Raw genomic sequence first — 19,173 nt, forward strand, 5'->3', positions numbered from 1 at the left:
GTCTGGTCAGTGGTCACAGCTGTACCGCGTTCTCGTCGAGGATGCCGAAGTAGCGACTGGCGGATGCCACGTCCTTGTCGCCACGGCCGGACAGGGACACCAGGATGACGCCGTCGGGACCGAGCTCCTTGCCGAGCTTCATCGCGCCGGCGAGGGCGTGCGAGGACTCGATCGCGGGCAGGATGCCCTCGGTGCGACTCAGCAGGCGGAACGCCTCCATCGCCTCGTCGTCGGTGATCGGCTGGTACTTCGCCCGACCGATCGACGCGAGGTACGCGTGCTCCGGGCCGACGCTCGGGTAGTCGAGTCCCGCGGAGATGCTGTGGCTCTCGATCGTCTGGCCGTCCTCGTCCTGCATGAGGTAGGACTTCGTGCCCTGCAGGACGCCTTCGCGACCCAGGGTGATGCTCGCGGCGTGGCGACCGGTCTCGACGCCGTCGCCGCCGGCCTCGAAGCCGTGCAGCGCGACCGACTCGTCGTCGAGGAAGGCCTCGAAGATGCCCATCGCGTTCGACCCGCCGCCGACGCACGCGGCGACGGCGTCGGGCAGCCGGCCGACCTTGTCGAGGACCTGCTGGCGGGCCTCTTCACCGATGACCTTGTGGAACTCGCGCACCATCTCGGGGAACGGGTGCGGACCGGCGACCGTGCCGAGCAGGTAGTGCGTCGAGTCGACGTTGGCGACCCAGTCGCGCAGGGCGTCGTTGATGGCGTCCTTCAGCGTGCGGGAGCCGGTCTCGACCGGGATCACCTCGGCGCCGAGCAGGCGCATCCGGGCGACGTTGAGCGCCTGGCGCTCGGTGTCGACCGCACCCATGTACACGACGCAGTCCATGCCGAACAGCGCCGCGGCGGTCGCGGTGGCGACGCCGTGCTGGCCGGCGCCGGTCTCGGCGATGAGGCGGGTCTTGCCGAGCCGCCGCGCCACGAGCGCCTGGCCCAGCACGTTGTTGATCTTGTGCGAGCCGGTGTGGTTGAGGTCCTCGCGCTTGAGGATGATCCGGGCACCGCCGGCGTGCTTCGCGAACCGCGGCGCCTCGGTGATGATCGACGGCCGTCCGGTGTAGTCGCGCTGGAGCGTGTCGAGTTCCTCGCGGAAGGCCGGGTCGGCCCACGCTTCGCGGAAGGCCGCCTCGAGTTCGTCGAGGGCGAGCACCAGCGACTCGGGGACGAAGCGCCCGCCGAAGTCGCCGAAGTACGGCCCGTGCAGGTCACGGAGTGAAGTCACGATGGGTCTCCCGGGACGAGCCCGGCGAACCGGGCTGTGGAGCGCCCGGCGAGCCGGGCTGTGGGACGCCCGGCGGACCGGGCGGTGGGACGCCCGGCGGACCGGGCGGTGGGACGCCCGGCGCACCGGGCGGTGGAGCGCGTCGGTCTCAGCCGCGGTCGGCGGCTGCGATGAAGGACGCGAGCGTGGCGGCGGGGTCGTCGCCCGTCACGAGCGCCTCTCCCACCAGGACGACGTCGGCACCCGCGGCACGGTAGTGCGCGACGTCGGCGGGACCGGCGACCGCGGACTCCGCGACACGGACGACCCCGTCGGGGATGCGGTCGGCGAGTGACCCGAACAGGTCGCGGTCGAGCGAGAAGTCGGTGAGGTCACGGGCGTTGACGCCGAGGATCCGCGCACCGGCGTCGAGGCCGCGGGCGACCTCGTCCCCGGAGTGCGCCTCGACCAGGACCCGCATGCCGAGCTCCTCGGCCAGGGCGTGGAGCTCGACCAGCTGCTGCTGCTCGAGCGCCGCGACGATGAGGAGCACGACGTCGGCACCCGACGCCCGCGCCTCGATCACCTGGTAGGGGTCGGCGATGAAGTCCTTGCGGAGCACCGGGACGCCGACGCGGGCCTTGACGGCTTCGAGGTCGGCGAGGCTGCCGAGGAACTTCCGCCCCTCGGTGAGCACGCTGATCGTCGACGCGCCGCCACGCTCGTAGTCGGCCGCGAGGGACGCCGGGTCCTCGATCGTCGCCATCGACCCGCGGGACGGGCTGGCGCGCTTGACCTCGGCGAGGATCTTCACCCGGTCGCCCGGTGCGAGGAACTCGAGGGCGTCGAGCGGGGACGCCACCCGGTCGAGGTCGCGTTCGACGTCGGAGTACGGGCGGTCGACGCGACGGGCAGCGGCGTCCTCGAGCGCGCCCGCGACGAGGGTCTCGAGCACGTTCGGCATGGCCGGACCTACTCGGAGTGGTGCTTGGGGACGAACTTCGGACCGTCGACGCCGTAGCCCGCCTTCTTCATGACGCCACCGACGATGAGGCCGATGAGCACCACGCCAGCGGAGGCCCAGACGCCCCACGGCTGGTCGAACCAGAAGAACAACGTGCCGGCCGCGAATCCGATCAACATGATCACGACGGCGGTCCAGGCTGCCGGCGAGTGGCCTTCGCCGAGTTCTGCGGGCTCAGTGTTGCTCACGGTGCTCCTCGTTCTGCTTCGGCGCCGTCGTTCGACCGGCGCCCCTCCGATCCTACCGGTTCCTCCCCGGGTGCCGAGGCGGCCCCGCCGGTGTCGTCGGCCTGCTCGGTCGGGTCCACACCGGCGCTCAGGTCGTCCCAGTCGACGATCGCATCGCGCTCGACCGGCGCGACCGTGCGGGCCTCGGCAGCCGCGCCGGCGGTGGCCGCGCCGTACTTGCGGCTCGGCCCCGGCCAGGACCGCTGCACGACGAGCGCGACGACGCCGAGGAGCACGGCGAGCACGCCCCCGACGATGCCGACGGCGGGCCACGCGGACACCTCGACCGAGTCGACGACCCGACGGACCGCGGTGAGGTCGCTCACTCCCGCGACGGCGCCGACCGCGCCCTTCGCCGCCGCGACCGGGTCGGCGAGTGCCGAGATGCCGGACCAGACGACGCCGAGGCCGAGCAGGACCTCGATCGACGCCAGCACGATGCGGACCACCCGTCCGGCGATCGTCATCGCCAGGAACAGCGCCAGGCTCGCGATGGCCAGCGCGGTGTACTGCGGCACCACGGCGGTGCCGTCCGCGTCGACCCGGGAGGTCACGGCGGCACCGGCGTGCAGGTCCACGGTGAACCAGGTCTGCGTCCACGCGAGCATGATGATGCCCGCGACGGCCAGTCCGGCGACGACGACGAGCGGGCGGGAGCGTCGGGCGTTCACGAGCGCACCTCGCGCATCCGGTTGGCGGTCGCCACGGCACGGAGCGGGGCCGCCGCCTTGTTCACGGCTTCCTCGTGCTCGGTCTGCGGGTCGGAGTCGGCGACGAGCCCGGCACCGGCCTGCACCCGCGCGACGCCGTCCTTGATCAGGGCTGTCCGGATCGCGATCGCCAGGTCGGCGTCCCCGGCGAAGTCGAAGTAGCCGACGACCCCGGCGTACGCCCCGCGCTTGGCGGGTTCGAGCTCGTCGATGATCTGGAGCGCGCGCGGCTTCGGCGCGCCCGACAGGGTCCCCGCGGGGAACGTCGCCCGGAACACGTCGATCGCCGAGGCTTCGGGACGGACCGCACCCTCGACGCTGGACACCAGGTGCATGATGTGGCTGAACCGCTCCACCGTCATGAACTCGGTCACGGCGACGGTGCCCGGCTCGCAGACCTTCTGCAGGTCGTTGCGTGCGAGGTCGACGAGCATGAGGTGCTCGGCGCGCTCCTTCGGGTCCTCGAGCAGTTCCTCGCCGAGGCGGACGTCCTCTTCCGGGGTCGCCCCACGCGGGCGGGAGCCGGCGATCGGGTGCGTGATGGCACGGCCGGACTGCACCTTCACCAGCGCCTCCGGTGAGGCGCCGACGATCCAGAAGCGCTCGTCGGCGGTGTCGGCCAGTGACAGGAAGTACATGTACGGGCTCGGGTTGAGCGTCCGCAGCACGCGGTAGACGTCGAGCGGGTCGGCCGTCACCTCGTGGTCGAACCGCTGCGAGATCACGACCTGGAACACGTCGCCGTCGCGGATGAAGTCCTTCGAGCGCTCGACGGCGGCCATGTACTCCGCCGGGGTCGAGCGGTGCGTCGGCGTCGGGTCGGCGATGTCGAACGCCTCGGCCACGGTCGCGACGCTCGGCACCACCAGGTCGCCCTGCATCCGGTCGAGCCGGGCCTGTGCGTCGGCCCAGAGGACGTCGGGCTCGTCGGTGCCGTCGTTCAGCACGCTCGCGACGAGCAGCACGAGCCCGGTGCGGTGGTCGAGGGCGGCGAGCTCGGACACGAACGCGAGCGACTGCCCGGGGACGTCGAAGTCGGCTGCAGGGACGTTCGGCAGGTGTTCGAGCTGCCGGACCGCTTCCCAGCCGATGAAACCGACGGTGCCGCCGACGAGCGGCGGGCTGCCCGGGATGCGCGGGGTCGCCCAGCGCTCGTGCAGCCGCGCGAGGACCTCGAGCGGCTCGCCGTCGAGCGAGTCGACGGCGCGCGATGCCGGGATCCCGGTGTCGATCCACGCCGCGCGGTCGCCGTCCTGGGTGAGCACGCCGAAGCTGCGCACGCCGACGAAGGACCAGCGCGACCAGAGGCCGCCCTGCCCCGCCGACTCGAGCAGGAACGATCCGGGGCGGCCGTCGGCGAGCTTGCGGTAGACGCCGACCGGCGTCTCGCTGTCCGCGTAGAGGGCGCGCACCACCGGCACGACGCGGTGGTCGGCGAGCAGGCCGTCGAACTCCGGCCGGGAGGTCGTGTGCGGCTGGTCGGAGAGCGTCGCGGTCGTCATCGGGTCGCCTCCACTGCCGGGGCGGCCTGGGCAGACGCGGTCGCGTCCGTCGCCGCGTCCGTCGGGGCGGATGCGGTCACCGGGTCGAGGGGGTCGACGTCGAAGCACCGGTGCGCGCCGGTGTGGCACGCCGCGCCGACCTGGTGCACCGTGACGAGCAGCGTGTCCGCGTCGCAGTCGAGCGCCGCGCCGCGCACGTACTGCGCGTGCCCGGAGGTGTCGCCCTTGCGCCAGTACTCGTTCCGCGAGCGGGACCAGAAGGTCACCCGCCCCTCGGTGAGGGTGCGGCGGAGGGCTTCCCGGTCCATGTAGCCGAGCATGAGGACGTCCTTCGACGACTCCTCTTGCACGATGGCGGGGAGCAGCCCGTCCGCACCGAACCGTGCGCGGTCGAGGACCGCGTCCGTGCTGGTGCTGGTGCTGTCGGTCATGAGACTCCTAGCGTACGGCGTGGCCGGCCGCGCGCAGCGCGTCCTTGACGTCGCCGATCGTCATCTCGCCCCGGTGGAAGACGCTGGCGGCGAGGACCGCGTCCGCACCCGCCTCGACGGCGGGGGCGAAGTGCTCGAGCCGACCCGCGCCTCCAGACGCGATGACCGGCACCGAGGAGACCGCACGGACGGCGGCCACGAGCTCGAGGTCGAACCCGTTCTTCGTGCCGTCCGCGTCGATGGAGTTGACCAGCAGCTCCCCTGCACCGCGCTCGACGGCCTCGTGTGCCCAGGCGACCGCGTCGAGGTCGGACTCGGTCCGCCCGCCGTGGGTCGTCACCACGAAGCCGGAGGGCATGCGGTCCGAGCGCTTGACGTCCAGGGAGAGCACGACGGCCTGCGCACCGAACCGGTCCGCGATCTCGCCCACGAGCTCGGGGCGGGCGATCGCCGCGCTGTTCACGCCGATCTTGTCCGCACCGCACTGCTGCAGCCGCGAGACGTCGTCGACGCTCCGGACGCCGCCGCCCACCGTCAGCGGGATGAAGACCTGCTCGGCCGTCCGGGTCACGGTGTCGTACATCGTCGAGCGGTTCTCGACCGTGGCACCGACGTCGAGGAACGTCAGCTCGTCGGCACCCTGCTCGTAGTACCGCGCGGCGAGCTCGACGGGGTCACCGGCGTCCTGCAGGTCGAGGAAGTTCACGCCCTTGACGACGCGACCCCCCTGCACGTCGAGGCACGGGACGACCCGGACGGCGACGCCACCGGCGGTCACGGCGTCGGTCACAGCCGTGCGGCGTGGATCGGGCTGACGAGGATGGCTCGCGCGCCGAGGTCGTAGAGCGCGTCCATGATGAGGTTGGCGTCCTCGCGCGGGATCATCACCCGGACCGCCGACCAGTCGCGACCGTGCAGCGGGGACACCGTCGGGGACTCGATGCCCGACGCCACCGCCGTGGCCTGCTCGAGGAGCGCCGTCGGGATGTCGTAGTCGAGCATCACGTAGCCGCGGGCGACCAGGACGCCCTGCAGCCGGCGCCGGAGGACGTCGATGCCGGGGATCGACTCGTCGGTCGAGATGAGGAGCGCGGTCGACTCGAGGATCACCGGGCCGAAGATCTCGAGCCCGGCGGCACGGAGCGTGCTGCCCGTCGAGACGACGTCGGCCACGGCGTCGGCGACCCCGAGCCGCACGGCGCTCTCGACCGCGCCGTCGAGCTTCACGAGCGTCGCGGTCACGCCATGCTTCGCCAGGAAGTCCCCGACGAGGCCGGGGTAGCTCGTCGCGACCCGCACGCCGTCGAGGTCCTGCAGCGAGGCGTACCGCCCTGGAGTGCCGGCGAAGCGGAACGTCGAGTCGGCGAAGCCGAGCGCGTCGACCTCGTGCGCGGCGGACCCGGAGTCGAGCAGGAGGTCGCGGCCGGTGATGCCGACGTCGAGCGCGCCCGAACCGACGTACGTGGCGATGTCGCGCGGACGGAGGAAGAAGAACTCGACCCCGTTGCGCTCGTCGAGCAGGTGGAGCGCCTTCGGGTCGCGGCGACCGGCGTACCCGGCCTCCTTGAGCATCTCGGAGGCGGTCTCGGAGAGGGAGCCCTTGTTGGGCACGGCGATGCGGAGCATCAGTGGGTCTGCTTTCTGTGGGGTCGTCGGCGGTCGTCGGTGCGCCGGGCGGCGCTTCCTACAGATGTCGCCAGACGTCCGCCGGGGTGAGCCCCTGGGCGACCATGAGGACCTGGAGGTGGTAGATCAGCTGCGAGATCTCCTCCGAGGTGCGCTCGTCGCCCTCGTACTCGGCCGCCATCCAGACCTCGGCTGCCTCTTCCACGATCTTCTTGCCGATCTGGTGCACGCCGGCGTCCAGTTCGGCGACGGTGCCGGAGCCCTCGGGGCGCGTGCGCGCCTTCTCTGTGAGCTCCTGGAACAGGTCGTCGAACGTCTTCACGCGGACCAGGCTACCGTCCAGCGCGGACTCCCCCGACGTACCGTCCGGACGGGAGGCGCGGCTCGGCCCCGCGACGCCGGTCACCCCGGCAGCCTCGGCCGTCACGAGCCGGCGACGGCTGCGGCTGCCGCCTCGCGCAGGTCCGTGATGCGCGACGCCGGCTCGCCGCCGTACACGGCCGACCCCGCCACGAGCGTGTCCGCGCCGCTCCGCACGGCCTCGGGCACGGTGTCGACCGCGATCCCGCCGTCGACCTCGAGCCACACGTCGAGCCCGGAGGCGTCCACGGCCGCGCGGGCGTCGGCGAGCTTCGGCATGACGGAGGACATGAAGGCCTGGCCGCCGAACCCCGGCTCGACGGTCATCAGCAGGATCATGTCGTACGAGTCGAGGTGGTGCAGGACCTGCGTGATCGGGGTGCCGGGCTTGACCGCCACGGCCGCCCGCGCGCCGTTCGACCGGATCGCCGCGGCCGTCGCCACCGGGTCGTCCGCCGCCTCGAAGTGGAAGGTGACGCTCGACGCCCCGGTCTCGGCGTACTTCGGGGCCTCGGTGTCCGCGTTCGTGATCATCAGGTGCACGTCGAGCGGCACCGGCGACACCTGCTGCAGGCGCTGCACGATCGGCAGGCCCAGCGTCAGGTTCGGCACGAAGTGGTTGTCCATCACGTCGACGTGCACCAGGTCGGCGGTCTCGATGCGGTGGAGCTCGCGCTCGAGGTTCGCGAAGTCGGCGGACAGGATGCTCGGCGAGATACGGATCGTCACCGCGCAAGCCTACCGGCGCCCGCAAAACGCAACGTGGACGGTTTCGCGCAGCGGAGTAGCGCTGCGAGAAACCGCTCCCGTTGCGTTTTGCGGAAGGGTTCCGCCGCGATCGTCAGGCGACACGACGGAACAGCGCGATGAACATCGCGTCCGTTCCGATGCGGTGCGGCCAGAGCTGCGCCGTGTCGCCGTCCGCCACCTGCGGGTCCCGCGCGGCGATCGAGCGCACGACCCCGGCGGTGTCGACCTGCTCGAGCACGCCGCCGTGCCGAGCCATGAGCGCGTCCACCTGCCCGCGCGTCTCGGCCAGGTGCGGAGAGCACGTCACGTACGCCAGCGTCCCGCCCACCGCGAGCACCCGCACCGCCGCGTCGAGCAGCTCGGTCTGCAGCGCGGCGAGCTCCGGGACGTCCTCCGGCTGCTTCCGCCAACGGGCCTCCGGACGACGCCGCAGCGCTCCGAGCCCGGTGCACGGGGCGTCGAGGAGCACCCGGTCGAACGTGACGCCCGCGCCGTCGCGGCCGTACCGTCGCCCGTCGCCCTGCACGACGGTGACCGTGTCGTCGAACCCGGCGAGTGCCTTCCACACGAGCCCGGCACGTGCCGGGACGAGTTCGTTGGCGACGAGGGTCGCCCCGGTCCGGACCGCCTCGGCAGCGAGCAGCGCCGCCTTGCCGCCGGGTCCGGCGCACAGGTCGAGCCACCGCTCGCCCGGCCGCACCTCGGACGACCGGCTGAGCGCGAGCGCCGCCAGCTGCGAGCCCTCGTCCTGCACGCGCAGCCGTCCGGCCGCGACGCCCGGCACGCGGGCGGGGTCGCCGGAGATGCCACGGATCCCGACCGGCGACACGGGCAGGTCCGGCACGTGGTCGTCGTCCCGGACGGGAGGCGCGACCTCGGTGTCGACGTCGACCTCCGCTCCGGGGTCGGCCGGTGCCGACTCGGTGAGCACGACGTCCGCCGCACCGGTCACGTCCGCCTCCTCGGGGAGCACGTCGTCTTCCGGGAGCACGTCGTCGACGTCCCCGGCGCGGGCGGTGGCGTCCGTGACGTCCTCGTCGGTGGCGATGCCGGGGAGCGCGGCGAGCTGCACCCGCGGTGCGACGTTGTCGGCGGCCAGGAGCGCCGCGAGCTCGTCGCGGGACCGCTCGGCGGCGAGGGCGTCGCGGAGCGCGGACACCACCCACACCGGGTGCGACCAGCGCGCGGCCAGCAGGGCGTCGCCACCACGGCCCTCGGTGATGAGGGCGTCCCACTCGTCGTCGGTACGGGCGCCGACCTTGCGCAGCACCGCGTTCACGAAGCCCGTCGCCCGGTGCGCTCCGACCTCGCGGGCGAGCTCGACCGTGGCGGACACCGCGGCGTGCGTCGGCGTGCGCATGCCGAGCAGCTGATGGGCGCCGAGCCGCATCACGTCGAGCACGTCGGACTCGATGTTGTCGATGCGGCGGCCGGACGCGAGGGCCACGATCGCGTCGTAGCGGCCGAGCATCCGGATCGTGCCGTACGTCAGCTCGGTGGCGAACGCGGCGTCACGCGCGGTGAGCCCGGCACGGCGGATGCGCGTCGGCAGCAGGAGGTTCGCGTAGGCGTCGTCGACCTGCACGGCGCGGAGCACGTCGAAGGCGACCCGGCGTGCGCTCGTCTGGCGCGGGCCGTGGTTGCGGCGCTGCGGGGAGGTCGAGCGGCTCATGCGAGGACCTTCCCGTCCAGCGTGCCGAGGCCGCGCGCCCAGGCGGCGGCGTCCATCGCCTTCTTGCCGGCCGGCTGCACCTCGGTGAGCACGAGCGGGTCGTCGGCGGTCCCGACGAGCAGCCGACCGCCCTGGACGGCCAGTGCACCGGGGGCGAGCGACGGGGCGGGGTCTGCCGTGCCTCCAGGCAGTCGCGCGCTGCGGAGCAGCTTCACGCGGGTGTCGCCGAGGTGCGCGTACGCGCCGGGCTCGGGCGTGACCCCGCGGAGGCGGGCGTGCACGGTGGCGGCGGGCGCGGCGAAGTCGATCCGGCCGTCCTCGATCGTGAGCTTCGGGGCGGCGGTCGGCTCGCCGGACTGCTCGGTGGCGACGGCGGTGCCGGCGGCGATGGCGTCGACGACCCGCGCGACGACCTCGGCACCGGTGTCGGCCATGGCGGCGAGGACCTCGCCGGAGGTCGCTTCGGGGTCGATGTCGAACGGCTCGCTGGCGTACACCGGGCCGGCGTCGAGCGCCTCGACGAGCTGGAACACCGTCGCGGCGGTGCGGGTGTCGCCGGCCATCACGGCGCGCTGCACGGGGGCGGCGCCACGGTACGCCGGCAGGTCGGAGAAGTGCAGGTTCACCCAGCCGTGGCGGGGCGCGTCGAGCGCGGCTCGGCGGAGCAACGCGCCGTACGCGACGATCACACCGAGGTCGACGTCGAGTGCGGCGATGCGGGCGGTGACCTCGTCGTCGACACGAGCGGCCTCGATCACGGGCAGTCCGAGCTCCGTGGCCACCTGCGCGACCGGGGTCGGGGTGTGGACGCGCTTCCGGCCCTGCGGGGTCGCGGGACGGGTGAGCACCGCGACGATCTCGTGGTCGGACGCCGCCAGCCGGCGGAGGGTGGGGACGGCCGCAGCGGGGCTGCCGGCGACGACGAGACGCATGGGTTCGATCCTCCCACGTCCCGGCGCGGCGGATCGCGCCGCGTGGTGTCCCGAGCGCGCGGACGCCGCCCGTCCCTGTGTGGCGCCGGAGTGCCGGCTGCGTAGCGTCCGTGGACGAGCAGTCCGCCCCTCCAACCGCACCGCTGAACCGACAGGAGTCACCATGAGCGACGTCACCACCTCCACCAACCGCTACGCCGGGTCCTCGATCCAGAAGATCGCGCTCGTCGTCGGCATCGTGTTCCTGCTCGTCGGGATCGCCGGGTTCATCCCCGGGCTCACCACGGGCGACCTGGCCGGCGCGGGCCACGGATCGATGGCGATGCTGCTCGGCATCTTCCAGGTGTCCGTGCTGCACAACATCGTGCACCTGCTCTTCGGGGTCGTCGGGCTCCTCGCCGCCGGGCGGGCCACCGGATCGCGGATGTACCTCGTGATCGGCGGGATCGTCTACTTCGTCCTCTGGATCTACGGCCTGTTCACCGCCGGCCACAGCTCCGGCGCGAACTTCGTCCCGCTCAACAACGCCGACAACTGGCTGCACCTGGTGCTCGCCGTGGGCATGGTGGCGCTCGGTGTCGTCTTCCCGCGCGAGCGTCGTCGGCCGGTGAGCGCCTGAGACGGGTCGCCGATCGCCGGTCGCCTGGTCGCTGATCGCTGATCGCAAAACGCAACGAGGGCGGTTGTCCGCAGCGGTACAGCGCTGCGAGCAACCGCCCTCGTTGCGTTTTGCGGGCGGGACACCGGGGCCCTCCCGGTCAGCCTGCGCTGGCCGCCGCGTCCCGCGCCTGCCGGAACGCCTCGACACACCGGACGACCTGCTCCTCGGTGTGCGCGGCGGAGAGCTGCACCCGGATCCGCGCCCGTCCCTTCGGCACCACCGGGTAGCTGAACGCCGTGACGTAGATGCCCCGGGCCTGCATCTCGGCGGCGATCCGCGCGGTCAGGGCCGCGTCGTGGAACATCACGGGCACGATCGGGTGTTCCCCCGGCAGCAACTCGAACCCGGCCTCGGTCATCAGCGCCCGGAACTGCGCCGCGTTCGCACGCAGGCGAGCACGGGCGTCGTCGGACCGTTCGATCAGGTCGAGCGCGGCGACGGTGCCGGCGGCGATCACCGGCGCGAGCGAGTTCGAGAACAGGTACGGCCGTGACCGCTGCCGCAGCAGGTCGACGATCTCGCGGCGTGCGGCCACGTACCCGCCCGACGCCCCGCCGAGGGCCTTGCCGAACGTGCCGGTGTAGACGTCGACCCGGTCGGCCACCCCGCACAGCTCCGGCGTCCCGCGGCCGTGCTCGCCGACGAAGCCGACCGCGTGCGAGTCGTCAACGATCACGAGGGCGTCGTACCGGTCGGCCAGGTCGCAGATCTCGGCGAGCGGTGCGATCGAGCCGTCCATCGAGAAGACCCCGTCGGTGACGACCGCGCGGAACCGGGCGTCCTTCGCGGCGATGAGCTGCGCCTCGAGGTCGGCGACGTCGCGGTTCCGGTAGCGGAACCGCTGCGCCTTCGAGAGCCGTACGCCGTCGATGATCGAGGCGTGGTTGAGCTCGTCGGAGATGATCGCGTCCTCCGCGCCGAGGAGCACCTCGAACAGGCCGCCGTTCGCGTCGAAGCACGAGGAGTACAGGATCGTCGCCTCGGTGCCGAGGAACGCCGACACTCGACGCTCGAGGTCGAGGTGCAGGTCCTGCGTGCCGCAGATGAACCGCACGCTCGCCATGCCGTAGCCCCAGCGGTCGAGGGCCTCCTTCGCAGCGTCCACGAGGTCCGTCGAGTCGGCGAGCCCGAGGTAGTTGTTCGCGCAGAAGTTGAGCAGGTCGAGGCCGTCCGCCTCGATCGCTGCGCGCTGCGGTCCGGCGATGCCGCGCTCCCGCTTCGTCAGGCCGGCCGCCTCGATGCCGGCGAGCTCCGCCGACAGGTGGTCCTTGATCGCGCCGTACATCAGATCTCCGTCCAGTCGATGACGACCTTGCCGCCATCAGCGGTCGCCGCCGCGGCGAACGCTGCTTCCCAGTCGTGCGCCGCGAAGCGCTCGGAGACGATCGAGCCGATGCGTTCCCGCAGCACCGCGCTGGTCTGCAGCATCGAGCTCATCGTCTGCCAGGTCTCGAACATCTCGCGGCCGTAGATGCCCTTCACGGTGAGCATGTGCGTGACGACCTTGCCCCAGTCGACCGCGATCGACCCTGTCGGCAGCCCGAGCATCGCGATGTTCCCGCCGTGGTTCATGGTCTCGACCATCGACGGCAGCGCGCTCGGGGCGCCGGACATCTCGAAGCCGACGTCGAAGCCCTCGCGCATGCCGAGCTGCTCCTGCGCCGCACGGAGCAGCGCCGTCGCATCACCACCGCCGACGTCGACGCCGAGGTCCGCGCCCATCGCGGTCGCCATCGCGAGCCGGTTGGCGCTGACGTCCGTCCCGACGACGAAGCGCGCGCCGGCGTGTCGGGCGACGGCGATCGCCATCAGCCCGATCGGGCCGCACCCGGTGACGAGGACGTCCTCGCCGACGAGCGGGAACGCCAGCGCCGTGTGCACCGCGTTGCCGAGCGGGTCGAACAGCGCGCCGACATCGGGGTCGACGTCGGTGTGGTGCACCCAGACGTTGGCGCCGGGCAGCGTGAGGTACTCCGCGAAGGCCCCGTCGCGTTGGACGCCGAGCCCCTTCGTCCGGATGCACATCTGGCGCCGCCCGGCCCGGCAGTTCCGGCAGGTGCCGCACACGATGTGCCCCTCGCCGGAGACCCGGTCCCCCACGGCGACGTCACGGACGGCAGCGCCGACCTCGACCACCTCGCCGAAGAACTCGTGCCCGGGGACGAGCGGCGTCGTCACCGCCGAGGCCGCCCAGTCGTCCCACCGCCGGATGTGCAGGTCCGTCCCGCAGATCCCGGTGCGGAGCACCCGGATGAGGACCTCGTCCTCGGTGGGGATCGGCACCGGCCGTTCCGTCATGGTCAGTCCCGGAGCAGCGTCCGGCTTGTACAGCGCCCTCATCGGCGTCATCCGCGTCACCTCGTCGTGCGTGATGTCTGTTCGTGGCGGCTCGTGACCGCCGTCGACCAGCCTGGCACACGTCGCCCCCGCCGCCCGTACATGTCACGTGCACGGCGTGCACGGCGCACTCCGGCGGGACGATCGCTTCGAGTTGCGTACGCATGTTCCGACGATCCACCCGTCGATCGACAGGTGGGACGTCGAACGATGCACACGCACACGCTGCGTGCGCATGTTCCGACGATCCACGCGTCGATCGACAGGTGGGACGTCGCACGATGCACACACATCCGACGATGAGCCACGCCAGCGCACGCCCGGCACGGCGCGCGCCCGGCGACGGCCTGGAGGCACGGTGCGCGCCCGTCACGACGGCCGACGACCCGCAGCGCGCAGCCGACCGGGTGCGCCGACCGGGTCAGACCTCGCTGAAGGGTTCCGCGTCGTCGAGGCGCACCCGGAGCGCCGGCGCCGCCCGACGACGGTTGCCCCCGGGCAGGACCCGCCGTGTGGACGACCGTCGGATGACCTCGGCCTTGAGCGTCGCCGCGACCTCGGCCCCGTGCGCGTACGGGAACCGCACGATCGCCCGCACCGTCCCCGGGAGCGCGTCGTCCTCGACGGGTACCGGTCCGAGCACCGGTCCCGCCGTCGCGCCCTCGAGCGCCTCGACGGCCGCGGTGACGGCCTCGTCGGTGCCGGTCAGCGTCGCGACCCGGACCGCCGGCGGGAAGTGCAGTTCGCGCCGGTCGGCGAGTTCGTCGTGCGCGGGCCCGTCGAGCCGCCACAGGGCCATCGCCGTCGCGAGCTTCCCGCCGATCCCGACCAGGTAGGTCGCGGCGCCGGGAGCACCCTTCGCCGCGGCGTTCGTCCAGAAGCGCAGGACGTCCTCCTGCACGCGGAGGCCCTCGCGGGCGAGCATCCGCTCCCCGTCGAGCAGCAGCACGCACGCGTACCCGCCCGGCACCGACGGCTCGGCGCCGCGGGTCGCGACCACGACGGACGGGCGGGCGGGCACCTCGTCGAGCGGCCGGGAGCCGTCGGCCACCACGATCCGGGTACCGGGGAACGCTCGCCCGAGTTCGTCCGCGGTGCGCTGCGCCCCCTGGCCGACCGGCTTCACGGTGCCGTTGCCGCAGGTCGGGCAGCGGAACCCGACCGCGAGCGCGCCGCAGAACCGGCACTGCGGGGTCGCGCCGCGGTGCGGACTGCCGAGCGGCCCGCCGCAGATCCGGCAGTGCGCGCGTTCGCCGCACTCCGCGCAGACCAGGCCGGTCCCGAAGCCCGGGCTCGCGACCTGCACCAGGACGGCGCCGTGCTGGCTGGCCTCGCGCGCGGCACGCCACGCCGAGCTCGGGATGCGGGCCTGCGCCGCGTAGCCCTCGGCGCCGGTCTGCTGGATCGTCGGGATGACCTTCGGGGTCTTCGCCCGGTACGGCGTGACCTCCTGCAGCCAGTGGAGCTCGACGAGCCGCTGCACGTCGGTGCTGCGGGCGTGCGAGACGAACAGCAGCGCGGCGCCGGACTGGGCGGCGCGGACCAGGGCGACGTCACGGGTGTGCACGTACGGCGCGCGGGGTTCGGTGAACGAGGCGTCCCCGTCGTCCCACATCGCGATGAGCCCGAGCTCGGTGGCCGGCGCGTACACCGCCGTGCGGTTCCCGATCGCGACGACGGCGTGGGTGCGGGCCTGCAGGAGCGCCTTCGCGCGCTGACCGTTCGTCTGCTTGGCGTCGAACCGGACGACCCGCTCCGCCGGCAGCAGTGCGAGGAGCGCCCGCTCGAGGTCGGTCACGTCGCGGAAGTCGGGCACGGCGACGACCGCTGACTGCTCGGCGGCGACGGCGTGCGCGGCCGCCTGGGCGATCGTGGCGGCCCATCCGGGGACCCAGAGGACGTCGTCCCCCTCGCCGAGTGCGACGGGGTGGGGGACGGCGGAGACCGCAGCCCGACCGTGGTCGGCGACCAGCGCCTCCAGGACGCCCTCGGCGTAGCCGGTGACGGGCGGCGGGCTGACCTCCGCCGGCGACCACGAGGTGTCACGGGCGAGCCAGGCCTTCTCGGCACGGACCTGCCGCGTCGGCACGGCGAGCCGGAGCACGTCGGACGCGACGCCGGCGGCGCGGTCGGCGACGGCGCGGGCGAGGGTCCAGATCTCCGGCGCGAGCACCGGTACCGGGGACACCAGGGTCTCGATCGCGCTGAGCTCGCCCGGGTAGGACCCCTCGGTGACGAGCTCGACCACGTACGCGTCGGACATCCGTGCCCCGGTCCGGAGCGGGACCTTCACGCGGACCCCCGGCACGCAGTCGTCCTCGAGCTCGGCCGGCACCCGGTAGTCGAACAGACGGTCCAACTGCGGGAGCGGCGAGTCGAGGACGACGCGCGCGACGGTGGGCACGCAGTGCCTCAGACGGCGGCGGCGACGAGTCCTGCGGCGGCGCGGAGTTCCTCGACGCGGTCGAGCTGCTCCCAGGTGAACCCGGGGAGCTCACGGCCGAAGTGCCCGTACGTCGCGGTCTGCGCGTAGATCGGGCGGAGCAGGTCGAGGTCGCGGATGATCGCGGCCGGACGCAGGTCGAACACCTGCCGGATCGCTGCCTCGATCGTGGCGTCGTCGACGTGCCCGGTGCCGAACGACTCGACGTACAGCCCGACGGGGGCGGCGCGGCCGATCGCGTAGGCGACCTGGACCTCGAGCCGGTCGGCGAGGCCCGCGGCGACGGCGTTCTTCGCGACCCAGCGGAGCGCGTAGGCCGCGGAACGGTCCACCTTCGACGGGTCCTTGCCGCTGAACGCACCGCCGCCGTGGCGGGAGGCCCCGCCGTAGGTGTCGACGATGACCTTGCGCCCGGTGAGGCCGGCGTCGCCCTGCGGGCCACCGATCTCGAAGCGGCCGGTCGGGTTCACGATGACGTCGACGTGCGACGAGTCGAGGTCGACCAGGTCGAGCACCGGACGGATGACGTGCTCGGTGACGGCCGCGGTGAGCTCGTCGAGCGTGACGGCGGGCGAGTGCTGCGTGGAGAGCACGACGGTCTCGACGGTCTTCGGGACGACGCCGTCGTAGCCGACGGTGACCTGGGTCTTGCCGTCGGGGCGGAGGAACGTCAGCAGCCCGGACTTGCGGACCTCGGCCAGGCGCTCGGCCAGGCGGTGCGCCAGCCAGATCGCGACCGGCATGTACTCGGGGGTCTCGTTCGTCGCGAAGCCGAACATGATGCCCTGGTCACCCGCGCCCTGGCGGTCGAGCGGGTCGACGCCGGAGCCGGAGCGGGCGTCGAGCGACTCGTCCACGCCCTGCGCGATGTCGGGCGACTGCGCGCCGATGGAGACCTCGACACCGCAGGTGTGGCCGTCGAAGGAGACCTCGGACGAGTTGTATCCGATGCCCGTGATGACGTCACGGACGAGCTTCGGGATCTCGACGTAGCCGGAGGTGGTGACCTCGCCCGCGACGTGCACGAGCCCGGTGGTCACCATGGTCTCGACGGCGACGCGCGCGTGCGGGTCGACCGTCAGCAGTGCGTCGAGGATGGTGTCCGAGATCTGGTCGCAGATCTTGTCGGGGTGCCCCTCCGTCACCGACTCGGACGTGAAGAGGCGCAGAGCAGCTCCAGTCACCGCGGTCAGTCGGTGGGCTGCTGCTGCTTGGTGACGGTGAGCTTGTCCTCGTTGATCTCGTGCAGCGCGACGGACAGCGGCTTGTCGTCGATCGTCGAGTCGACGAGCGGCCCGACGTTGTCGAAGAGCGAGCCCTCGTGCAGGTCGGCGTAGTAGTCGTTGATCTGGCGCGCGCGCTTCGAGGCGAAGATGACGAGCGCGTACTTCGACTCCACCTTGGCGAGCAGGTCGTCGATGGGCGGGTCGATGATGCCCTGGGGGTTGGCCATGGTGTCTCCTGTCGACAGGGGAAAAGCGGGACGCCCGTCAGGGCGCAGAGAACAAGTCTACGACCTCGCGTGCCGCGGTGCCGACATCGGAGTTCACGATGCGCACGTCGAACTCGTCCTGGGCGGCCAGTTCGACCTTCGCGGTGTCGAGTCGACGGGCCTGTTCCTCGGCGGATTCGGTGCCGCGGCCGATGAGGCGACGCACGAGTTCCTCCCACGAGGGCGGCAGCAGGAACACCAGGACCGCCTCGGGCATGGCGTCCCGCACCTGGCGGGCACCCTGCAGGTCGATCTCGAGCATCACCTTGTCCCCGGCGTCGAGCGCGCGGTCGATCGGTGGACGCGGGGTGCCGTACCGGTACGAGTTGTGCACGGTCGCCCACTCGAGGAGCTCGCGGTCGCGGATCATCCGGTCGAACTCGGCGTCGTCGACGAAGTAGTAGTGCACGCCGTCCACCTCGCCGGGGCGGGGCTTCCGGGTCGTCGCCGACACGCTGAGGTTCACGTCCGGGTACTGCTCGCGGATGAAGGCGCTCACCGTGCCCTTGCCGACCGCGGTGGGTCCGGCGAGGACGACGAGCTTCGACGTCCCGCGCTTCCGGCCGCGCGCGGCGAGCCAGTCCGCCAGTTCCGAGCGCTGCCGGGTGCCGAGGCCGCCCAGGCGCTTCGACGGCGCGATGCGGAGTTCGCCCATGATCGTCTCGGCGCGGGCCGGTCCGATGCCGGGCAGGCTCGTCAGCAGGTCACGGACCCGCAGGGACTTCTCGGCGGGCGCCTCGACGTCGGACCACGCCAGGCGGCCGACCTCGAGCGCGGACCGCTCCCCCGACGCGATCGCGGCCTTGACCGCCGCGCGGGCACGTCGAGCGGCCACCGCGGCCTGGGCCGCGGCGACCCGGTCGACCTCGGGCGGGTTGCGGTGGGCGGGCAGACCCTCGCGGTCCGACGTCATGCCGCCGCCCCCAGTGCGGCGCGGATCCGCTCGGCGCGGTCGGAGACGAGTGCCGCGACGCCGTCGGGCCCGTCGGTCAGGAGCCCACGGGACTCGCTGACGAGCACCTGCTCGGCACGGGCGCCGTACAGCGCGCGGAGGTCCTCGATGCGGGCGCCCTGGGCACCGAAGCCCGGGGCGAGGACCGGCGCCGTGCCGATCGCGTCCGCGTCGATGCCGAAGTCGTCGAGGTCGAGGGTCGCGCCGAGCACGAGCCCGACGTCGCCGAGGGGCTGGTCGCCGCCGGCCCGGTTGTCGTCTGCCACGCTCAAGACGATACCGGCAGCCACGCTGTGTCTCGCCCACGGGCCCTCGGCGAGGACGGCGGTCTGCAACACCCGCGCCTCCGGGTTGCTCGTCGCCGCCAGCACGAAGACGCCCGCCCCGTTCCGGCGCGCGACCGACACCGTGCCGGCGAGTGACCCGTAGCCGAGGTACGGCGAGACCGTCATCGCATCGGCCGCGAACGGCCCGTCACGGTCCAGCCACGCGAGCGCGTAGTCGTCCCCCGTCGTCCCGATGTCGCCCCGCTTCACGTCGGCGACGACCAGGAGGCCCGCATCGCGTGCCCGACGGATCGTCGCGTCGAGCGCACGGTAGCCCGCGACCCCCGCCGCCTCGAAGAAGGCGACCTGCGGCTTCACGATCGCCGCGCGGCCGGCGGCCGCGTCGACGAGGGTCGCGCCGAAGGCCGTCAGGCCGGCCTCGTCGCGGCCGAGCCCCCACGCCGCCAGGGTGGCGGCGTGGGGGTCGATGCCGACGCAGAGGGCGGAACGCGACCCGATGGCGGCCGCGAGCCGGACGCCGAAGGAGGCCGTGCCTCCAGTCGGGGTGGTGCCCACGCTGG

Annotated in this window: 20 protein-coding genes; 1 reads left to right on the forward strand and 19 read right to left on the reverse strand. The window is 72.9% G+C overall.

Annotation, left to right across the window (positions count from 1 at the left end; genetic code table 11):
- Positions 1-13: 13 nt before the first annotated feature.
- The 12 genes from trpB to fmt all read right to left on the reverse strand — a co-directional run bounded on the left by trpB (position 14) and on the right by fmt (position 10,441).
- Entirely contained in the window at positions 14-1,228 is a 1,215-nt protein-coding gene (gene trpB, locus BIU96_RS06175) for a tryptophan synthase subunit beta (RefSeq protein WP_071291735.1), read from the reverse strand.
- A 148-nt stretch (positions 1,229-1,376) separates the two neighbouring features.
- Positions 1,377-2,162 carry an indole-3-glycerol phosphate synthase TrpC gene (gene trpC / locus BIU96_RS06180; RefSeq protein WP_071291849.1) on the reverse strand — a complete coding sequence of 262 codons (786 nt, stop codon included), beginning with the start codon at positions 2,160-2,162 and terminating at the stop codon, positions 1,377-1,379.
- 17 nt (positions 2,163-2,179) lie between these two features.
- Positions 2,180-2,419 carry an HGxxPAAW family protein gene (locus BIU96_RS06185; RefSeq protein ID WP_070416235.1) on the reverse strand — a complete coding sequence of 80 codons (240 nt, stop codon included), beginning with the start codon at positions 2,417-2,419 and terminating at the stop codon, positions 2,180-2,182.
- Entirely contained in the window at positions 2,416-3,129 is a 714-nt protein-coding gene (locus BIU96_RS06190) for a Trp biosynthesis-associated membrane protein (RefSeq protein ID WP_071291736.1), read from the reverse strand. Before BIU96_RS06190 ends, BIU96_RS06185 begins: the two co-directional genes overlap by 4 nt.
- Positions 3,126-4,670, reverse strand: a complete 1,545-nt coding sequence (locus tag BIU96_RS06195) for an anthranilate synthase component I (RefSeq protein ID WP_071291737.1) — start codon at positions 4,668-4,670, stop codon at positions 3,126-3,128. The genes BIU96_RS06190 and BIU96_RS06195 overlap by 4 nt, the downstream gene beginning before the upstream one ends.
- Positions 4,667-5,101, reverse strand: coding sequence for a phosphoribosyl-AMP cyclohydrolase (gene hisI / locus BIU96_RS06200; RefSeq protein ID WP_071291738.1), 435 nt, complete (start codon positions 5,099-5,101; stop codon positions 4,667-4,669). Before hisI ends, BIU96_RS06195 begins: the two co-directional genes overlap by 4 nt.
- Before the next feature lie 7 nt (positions 5,102-5,108).
- Positions 5,109-5,891, reverse strand: a complete 783-nt coding sequence (gene hisF, locus BIU96_RS06205) for an imidazole glycerol phosphate synthase subunit HisF (RefSeq protein WP_254785996.1) — start codon at positions 5,889-5,891, stop codon at positions 5,109-5,111.
- Complete coding sequence (gene hisG, locus BIU96_RS06210) at positions 5,888-6,727, reverse strand: ATP phosphoribosyltransferase (protein WP_071291739.1); 840 nt, start codon at positions 6,725-6,727, stop codon at positions 5,888-5,890. Before hisG ends, hisF begins: the two co-directional genes overlap by 4 nt.
- Positions 6,728-6,785: 58 nt before the next feature.
- On the reverse strand, positions 6,786-7,049 hold the full coding sequence (locus BIU96_RS06215) for a phosphoribosyl-ATP diphosphatase (protein ID WP_071291851.1): 264 nt from the start codon (positions 7,047-7,049) through the stop codon (positions 6,786-6,788).
- A gap of 101 nt (positions 7,050-7,150) precedes the next feature.
- Complete coding sequence (rpe, locus tag BIU96_RS06220; RefSeq protein WP_071291740.1) at positions 7,151-7,816, reverse strand: ribulose-phosphate 3-epimerase; 666 nt, start codon at positions 7,814-7,816, stop codon at positions 7,151-7,153.
- A gap of 112 nt (positions 7,817-7,928) precedes the next feature.
- Complete coding sequence (locus tag BIU96_RS06225; protein WP_083402700.1) at positions 7,929-9,509, reverse strand: RsmB/NOP family class I SAM-dependent RNA methyltransferase; 1,581 nt, start codon at positions 9,507-9,509, stop codon at positions 7,929-7,931.
- Complete coding sequence (gene fmt / locus BIU96_RS06230; protein ID WP_071291741.1) at positions 9,506-10,441, reverse strand: methionyl-tRNA formyltransferase; 936 nt, start codon at positions 10,439-10,441, stop codon at positions 9,506-9,508. Before fmt ends, BIU96_RS06225 begins: the two co-directional genes overlap by 4 nt.
- A gap of 163 nt (positions 10,442-10,604) precedes the next feature.
- On the opposite strand from fmt, the gene BIU96_RS06235 reads away from it, so the two are divergent.
- A complete protein-coding gene (locus BIU96_RS06235; RefSeq protein ID WP_139199853.1) occupies positions 10,605-11,060 on the forward strand; it encodes a DUF4383 domain-containing protein in 456 nt (151 codons plus the stop codon).
- A 139-nt stretch (positions 11,061-11,199) separates the two neighbouring features.
- On the opposite strand, the gene BIU96_RS06240 is transcribed toward BIU96_RS06235, so the two are convergent.
- From BIU96_RS06240 to pyrF, 7 genes are all read right to left on the reverse strand, one after another.
- Positions 11,200-12,387, reverse strand: a complete 1,188-nt coding sequence (locus tag BIU96_RS06240; protein ID WP_071291742.1) for a glycine C-acetyltransferase — start codon at positions 12,385-12,387, stop codon at positions 11,200-11,202.
- Positions 12,387-13,442: an L-threonine 3-dehydrogenase gene (tdh, locus tag BIU96_RS06245; RefSeq protein WP_071291854.1), complete on the reverse strand. Its 1,056-nt coding sequence runs from the start codon at positions 13,440-13,442 to the stop codon at positions 12,387-12,389. The genes BIU96_RS06240 and tdh overlap by 1 nt, the downstream gene beginning before the upstream one ends.
- 418 nt (positions 13,443-13,860) lie before the next feature.
- Positions 13,861-15,843, reverse strand: a complete 1,983-nt coding sequence (locus tag BIU96_RS06250; RefSeq protein WP_071291743.1) for a hypothetical protein — start codon at positions 15,841-15,843, stop codon at positions 13,861-13,863.
- An 8-nt stretch (positions 15,844-15,851) separates the two neighbouring features.
- Positions 15,852-17,066, reverse strand: a complete 1,215-nt coding sequence (gene metK, locus BIU96_RS06255; RefSeq protein WP_071291744.1) for a methionine adenosyltransferase — start codon at positions 17,064-17,066, stop codon at positions 15,852-15,854.
- Between the two features lie 5 nt (positions 17,067-17,071).
- On the reverse strand, positions 17,072-17,335 hold the full coding sequence (rpoZ, locus tag BIU96_RS06260; protein ID WP_022906709.1) for a DNA-directed RNA polymerase subunit omega: 264 nt from the start codon (positions 17,333-17,335) through the stop codon (positions 17,072-17,074).
- Positions 17,336-17,372: 37 nt separating this feature from the next.
- The gene (gmk, locus tag BIU96_RS06265) at positions 17,373-18,287 is read right to left on the reverse strand and encodes a guanylate kinase (RefSeq protein ID WP_071291745.1); all 915 of its coding nucleotides are present in this window, start codon (positions 18,285-18,287) and stop codon (positions 17,373-17,375) included.
- Positions 18,284-19,168, reverse strand: a complete 885-nt coding sequence (gene pyrF, locus BIU96_RS06270) for an orotidine-5'-phosphate decarboxylase (protein ID WP_254785998.1) — start codon at positions 19,166-19,168, stop codon at positions 18,284-18,286. The genes gmk and pyrF overlap by 4 nt, the downstream gene beginning before the upstream one ends.
- Between the last annotated feature and the right edge of the window lie 5 nt (positions 19,169-19,173).

The sequence above is a fragment of the Curtobacterium sp. MCBA15_008 genome, from assembly GCF_001865065.1.
Classification (GTDB): Bacteria; Actinomycetota; Actinomycetes; order Actinomycetales; family Microbacteriaceae; genus Curtobacterium.

What these genes read in the sequence shown, in the direction of transcription:
- BIU96_RS06195 (WP_071291737.1), bottom strand. Translation starts at nt 4,670, where the DNA reads ATGACGACCGCGACGCTCTCCGACCAGCCGCACACGACCTCCCGGCCG.
- hisI (WP_071291738.1), bottom strand. Translation starts at nt 5,101, where the DNA reads ATGACCGACAGCACCAGCACCAGCACGGACGCGGTCCTCGACCGCGCA.
- hisG (WP_071291739.1), bottom strand. Translation starts at nt 6,727, where the DNA reads ATGCTCCGCATCGCCGTGCCCAACAAGGGCTCCCTCTCCGAGACCGCC.
- BIU96_RS06225 (WP_083402700.1), bottom strand. Translation starts at nt 9,509, where the DNA reads ATGAGCCGCTCGACCTCCCCGCAGCGCCGCAACCACGGCCCGCGCCAG.
- fmt (WP_071291741.1), bottom strand. Translation starts at nt 10,441, where the DNA reads ATGCGTCTCGTCGTCGCCGGCAGCCCCGCTGCGGCCGTCCCCACCCTC.
- BIU96_RS06235 (WP_139199853.1), top strand. Translation starts at nt 10,605, where the DNA reads ATGAGCGACGTCACCACCTCCACCAACCGCTACGCCGGGTCCTCGATC.
- BIU96_RS06240 (WP_071291742.1), bottom strand. Translation starts at nt 12,387, where the DNA reads ATGTACGGCGCGATCAAGGACCACCTGTCGGCGGAGCTCGCCGGCATC.
- tdh (WP_071291854.1), bottom strand. Translation starts at nt 13,442, where the DNA reads ATGAGGGCGCTGTACAAGCCGGACGCTGCTCCGGGACTGACCATGACG.
- rpoZ (WP_022906709.1), bottom strand. Translation starts at nt 17,335, where the DNA reads ATGGCCAACCCCCAGGGCATCATCGACCCGCCCATCGACGACCTGCTC.
- gmk (WP_071291745.1), bottom strand. Translation starts at nt 18,287, where the DNA reads ATGACGTCGGACCGCGAGGGTCTGCCCGCCCACCGCAACCCGCCCGAG.